This is a genomic window from Chamaesiphon polymorphus CCALA 037 (assembly GCF_003003845.1).
GTDB lineage: Bacteria > Cyanobacteriota > Cyanobacteriia > Cyanobacteriales > Chamaesiphonaceae > Chamaesiphon > Chamaesiphon polymorphus.
Map to the genome: position 1 here is coordinate 1 of NZ_PVWO01000430.1, position 5,148 is coordinate 5,148.

Genomic DNA, 5,148 nt, shown 5'->3' on the forward strand with positions numbered 1-5,148 from the left:
GAGATGTGTATAAGAGACAGGGCAAAACAGTCTGTTAAATGCTGTCGCAGACTATCGGCATCTAGATTCCGCCCGATGAACACAAGCTGATTTTTAGGTGCAGATTGCCACGGCTCTCCATTGAGATTGAACCGCGCACCACTAAGTTGAAAAATGTGGCGATCTTTACTATTTGTAAACCACAATATTCCTTTGGCACGAAAGACTTCTAAAGGTAAATGTAATTGTAAGAACGCTTCAAATTTCTTGACGTCAAAAGGGCGATCTCCTTCAAAAGCGATCGACACAAATCCATCATTATCTAAATGACTTGAATGGTGATGATGATGCTCGTGGGCATGATGTTCGTGACTATGTGCATCATGTTTTTCATGTGCGTGGACATGATGTTCGTGACTATGTGCATCATGTTCTTCATGTTCGCGATCGTGCTGGTGAGATTCATGAGCATCATGAGTTTTATGTTCGTGAGTGCGATGCTGATGATTATCTCGATCGGTCTGTTCTATTTCTTCTTTAACTAAATCTGCATAATTATTGGGGTTATTATACTCCACATCCAAAACTAGATTGAGAGGTACTTTGCCATGTTCGCTATGCAAAATTCTGGCACCCTCTTTAACAGATTTGATGTAGGCTTCTACATTGAGAATTTGTGAAGCACTTGCCAGATCGGTTTTATTTAAGATCGTGATATCAGCATAGGTGATTTGTTTGAATGCTGCTTCACTATCGAAGTGCTCGGGTGTGAATGTTTCTGAATCAACCATCGTGACGATCGAATCTAATCGCGTCATGTCTCGTAGTTCTGTCCCCAGAAATGTCAAGATAATCGGCAACGGATCGGCAACTCCAGTAGTTTCAATCACCATGTAGTCAACTTTATCTTCCCGTTCTAATATTCTGTAAACTGCCGCTACTAAATCCTCATTAATGGTGCAACAGATACATCCATTACTCAGCTCTACCATGCCTTCATCGATCGATACCAACAGTTGACTGTCGATATTAATATCCCCAAATTCATTGACTAATACGGCAATCTTTAAACCTTGTCTATCGCTTAAAATATGATTTAACAAAGTAGTTTTACCACTGCCCAAAAAACCAGTAATAATCGTGACGGGCATTCCCCGTTTGGGGATTTCGAGTGTAGCTGTGGCTGGATGCGTTATTGTTTGAGTCATGCAAATTTCTTAGATTAAATAGCAAGGCATTCAGTTATTTGTGTTCTAATTGCCTCCGCGTTCAAATTGCGTCCGATAAATACCAGTTGATTCGCATTAAGTGGTGGCGATCGACTGGCAGATTTTTCGACCGAAATACTCTTCATTTCATACCGTTTCCCACTCATTTGTAAGACATGATGCAACTGGCTACCCTGAAATTTGAGAATACCTTTAGCCCGACACACATCTGGAGACAATCGATCGAGAAAGTCCTGAAACTTGGGTAGAATTAGCGGTAAGTCGCTCTCAAATGAAACTGCAACAAATCCATCATTTTCTAGATGATGAGAGTGCTCGTGACCTGATTTGGGCGATTCCAGACCAACATTAGTCCGATCGATTCCTACATCTAAAATTAATGGTAATGGTACTCGCCCATGTTCGGTAGCAATAATCCGGGCATTTGGGGCGATCGATCGAATATAATGCTCCAAATCAGCCACAATTTCTGGAGCGACTAAATCTGTCTTATTTAACAGAATGATATCGCCAAAAATGAGTTGATTTAATGCCGCTTCACTGCTGTAATGTGCCGATGTAAACGATTCTGCATCTACTAATGTTAGTACCGAATCAACCCTAGTTACCTGTTGCAGAGCGGTGGTTGTCAAGCTCCGCACGATCGGTAATGGATCGGCAATTCCGGTCGTTTCAATTACCAGATAATCGATCGATTCAACTCGCTTGGCAATCGCCCACACTGCATCGACTAAACTTTGATTAATGGTACAGCAGATACACCCATTAGCTAACTGCACCATGTTTTCATCCACAGCTACCAATAACTGTGAATCGATATCGATATCCCCAAATTCATTCACAATTACCGCAACTTTCCAGCCTTGCCGATTGTTGAGAATATGGTTGAGTAATGTTGTTTTGCCACTTCCCAGAAAACCCGTCACGATCGTCACAGGTATTTGATGTTGAAGAAACTGCACTGACTCCGTGAAAATCTCGGTCGCTAGATCGGGCATGATTTTTCCCTTAACTTTGCGAATATGTCTCCGTCAAATGATAAACTAATGCTCTTTTTTGCATCATCTGAAAAATATTATAAAATCCATTCACCCGAGAGGGAGTCAAGCTGATATCTAGTCCCGTTTGCTGAATAAAATCGGGAGTTAATTGGATAATTTCTGGAGGAGTCAGCCCTGTCAATCCTTCTACCAATAGCCCCACTAATCCCTTGGTAATTTGGGCATCAGAATCGCCCTCAAAGCCGATCTTCCCACTATCCATCGTCGCAATTACATAAACTTGCGATGCACAGCCGCTAACTTTATTCTCCAAGATTTTCTGGTCTTCGGGGAACGGTGGCAGACGTTTGGCAAAGTGTAGCAGGTACTCATACCGCCGTTTTGGTTCCGATATCTGTTGGAAACGTTGGATGATTCGATCGAGTGCGGGCGGTAGTGGCTGAGAGATTGGCGACATATCTAAGCTGAGGCGAACCATTCTTGCATTAACGATAATCATTATCATGATATCGGATTTTGGGGTAATTTAACATATAGAATGATAATCGTTCTCATGCTCTGCCGAACGATTTATCCATGCTCGATCCATTAGCGACACTCCCCGAATTCATCGATCTGGCAATTGTTGGGGCTGGCCCTCACGCGCTGACGCTGGTGACGCATCTATTACAGAAAAAGAAATCCATGCGCGGACGTTTCCTCGTCTTCGATCCCAGTGGTACCTGGATGAGTCGATGGCACCATCAGTTTGCCGCCTTCGAGATTCCGCATTTGCGATCGCCAGCCGTCCATCAACCCGATCCCGATCCTCATGCCCTGCGTACCTTTGCCGCTCCCCGTCCGAGTGAATTATTCGCCCCCTACGACTTACCAGGAACCCAACTATTTCGAGATTTCTGCCATGAAACAATCCGGCGGTGGCAATTAGAAGATCGTGTCTATCCAGCTCAAGTCGTTCGAGTCGAACCAATCTGCGTTGGCGTAGCCTCTCCAGCGGAGAATCGCGGTCGCGCTCGCTTCTGTTTGCACTTATCTAATGGGCACACAATTATCGCCCGTAGAGTGGTAATTGCTAATGGTGGAGCCGTGCCGAATCTCCCTGACTGGGTGGGGCAAATTTCGACAAGTTATTCCCCAGATCGACTCTTACATTCTCAGCAAGTAGACCTGCGAGGATTGCATTTACAGGGCGAACGAGTCTTAATCGTCGGGGGAGGTCTAACCAGCGGACATCTGGCATTAGGGGCGATCGATCGCGGCGCAAAAGTGCTATTAATGTCTCGCCGCAATGTCTACGACAAACTATTCGATGCCGATCCTGGTTGGATCGGGCCAAAATATCTCAAAGATTTCTGGGCCGAACCAGATTTACATACTCGTTGGCAAACGATCCAACAAGCCCGCAATGGCGGCTCGATGACTCCAGCAGTGCTGTCTCAACTACGGCGATTAGCGCGGGATGGCAAAATGGTATTTTACGAGCAATGTGGCGTGTCTGACGCTAAATGGAGCGATCGGGGCTGGCAGGTACATTGCGACAATTCCACCCTCCATGAGTGCATTCATCATCAGAATATCGACCGGATTTGGGTTGCCACTGGCAGCCAGTTAGATGCCCAACATCATCCTCTATTGCAAGATGTTTTGAATGTTTACCCGATCGAATGTGTCAATGGTTTGCCTGTTATTGACGAACATCTGCGTTGGCAAGGGTGCGAGTTATTTATCATGGGTGGTTTGGCAGCATTACGCGTCGGCCCCGCAGCCCGAAATCTTTCAGGCGCAAGGGCTGCTAGCGATCGGATCGTTCCTGCTTTGACTAAATCTACTATTGCCAGAGCGGGATAAGGATTTTCGTTGGCGATAGCCTCTCCTTGATGACTGCTAGCTTCGTTTCTATACCGCCCTCAAATGAATTTGGGGCTAATAGCAAAAGTTCTCTGAAGAGAACTGCCAAATAACTTAGTTCGTTAAAACGAACTTTTGCTATTAGCCTGTTCGCGTAGCGTCTCCGTTAGGAGAAACTTATAGTTCAGGGCGGTGCTTGTACGAAGCAAATCAGTTTTCCTTATTTACTTGCTTAAACGGGGGGTTAATTACCTGTAACCGATCGGACGACACCGATCGACTTACATTCATGCTATTGTTTAGATCGATTGGCGATAATCATTCTCATAATTAATGTTTCATGCTAGAGATTCAGCAATTAGCTGTCAATTACCGTGGCGTGCGTGCTTTAGAGCAAATTGACTTTCGGATCGAGCCAGGTGAACTCGTGGGGCTAATTGGGCCGAATGGAGCGGGTAAGAGTACACTCCTCAAGGCGATGTTAGGACTAATTCCGACCGCTAGGGGCACGATAAAATATTGTACTTGTCCGTTGTGCCAGCATTTGGAACGGGTGGCATATGTGCCCCAAAGATCTCAGGTGGACTGGGATTATCCGATTAGCGTCTGGAATGTGGTGATGATGGCGCGTACCCGTCAGCTAGGGTGGTTGCGTCGTCCGGGTGCTGCGGCTCATGCGATCGTCAATGAGGCACTCGATCGAGTCGGGATGTTAGATCTCAAGCATCGGCGGATTGGGGAGCTGTCTGGTGGGCAACAACAGCGCGTATTTTTAGCCAGAGCATTAGCACAACAAGCAGATTTATTCTTATTTGACGAGCCATTTACTGGCATCGATAAAAAAACTGAAGCCGTGATGCTAGATGTTTTCGCCGAACTCCGAACAGCGGGTAAAATTTTGCTCGTTAGCACTCATGAATGGGGAAAATCATTGAGTCAGCTCGATCGAATTTTGTTGCTCAATCAAAGTCTAATTGCCGATGGTTCGCCCGCACAAGTAATGACTCCTGCCAATCTGCAACAAGCTTATGGTGTTTCATTTCATCAGCATGGCAGTCGAGATCCTGGGGCAGATTTATTCTGTTAATAAG

5 protein-coding genes are annotated in these 5,148 nt (G+C 45.4%); 2 read left to right on the top strand and 3 right to left on the bottom strand.

Translation table 11 applies throughout. The features are described 5' to 3' along the window. The 3 genes from C7B77_RS23565 to C7B77_RS23575 form a co-directional block, all read right to left on the bottom strand. Nucleotides 1-1,187: CobW family GTP-binding protein (locus tag C7B77_RS23565; protein ID WP_106310675.1), on the bottom strand; the 1,187-nt coding region annotated here is incomplete at its 3' end. A gap of 14 nt (nucleotides 1,188-1,201) precedes the next feature. Continuing rightward, complete coding sequence (locus C7B77_RS23570) at nucleotides 1,202-2,206, bottom strand: CobW family GTP-binding protein (protein WP_106310677.1); 1,005 nt, start codon at nucleotides 2,204-2,206, stop codon at nucleotides 1,202-1,204. A 10-nt stretch (nucleotides 2,207-2,216) separates the two neighbouring features. Beyond that, on the bottom strand, nucleotides 2,217-2,666 hold the full coding sequence (locus tag C7B77_RS23575; protein ID WP_106310683.1) for a SufE family protein: 450 nt from the start codon (nucleotides 2,664-2,666) through the stop codon (nucleotides 2,217-2,219). A 119-nt stretch (nucleotides 2,667-2,785) separates the two neighbouring features. Here C7B77_RS23575 and C7B77_RS23580 point away from each other — a divergent pair, with 119 nt between their 5' ends. Together C7B77_RS23580 and C7B77_RS23585 are read left to right on the top strand one after the other, a co-directional pair. Continuing rightward, nucleotides 2,786-4,057, top strand: a complete 1,272-nt coding sequence (locus C7B77_RS23580) for an FAD/NAD(P)-binding protein (RefSeq protein ID WP_106310679.1) — start codon at nucleotides 2,786-2,788, stop codon at nucleotides 4,055-4,057. A gap of 340 nt (nucleotides 4,058-4,397) precedes the next feature. Next, nucleotides 4,398-5,144, top strand: coding sequence for a metal ABC transporter ATP-binding protein (locus C7B77_RS23585; RefSeq protein ID WP_106310681.1), 747 nt, complete (start codon nucleotides 4,398-4,400; stop codon nucleotides 5,142-5,144). Nucleotides 5,145-5,148 lie beyond the last annotated feature (4 nt).

What these genes read in the sequence shown, in the direction of transcription:
- C7B77_RS23580 (WP_106310679.1), top strand. Translation starts at nt 2,786, where the DNA reads ATGCTCGATCCATTAGCGACACTCCCCGAATTCATCGATCTGGCAATT.
- C7B77_RS23575 (WP_106310683.1), bottom strand. Translation starts at nt 2,666, where the DNA reads ATGTCGCCAATCTCTCAGCCACTACCGCCCGCACTCGATCGAATCATC.
- C7B77_RS23570 (WP_106310677.1), bottom strand. Translation starts at nt 2,206, where the DNA reads ATGCCCGATCTAGCGACCGAGATTTTCACGGAGTCAGTGCAGTTTCTT.
- C7B77_RS23585 (WP_106310681.1), top strand. Translation starts at nt 4,398, where the DNA reads ATGCTAGAGATTCAGCAATTAGCTGTCAATTACCGTGGCGTGCGTGCT.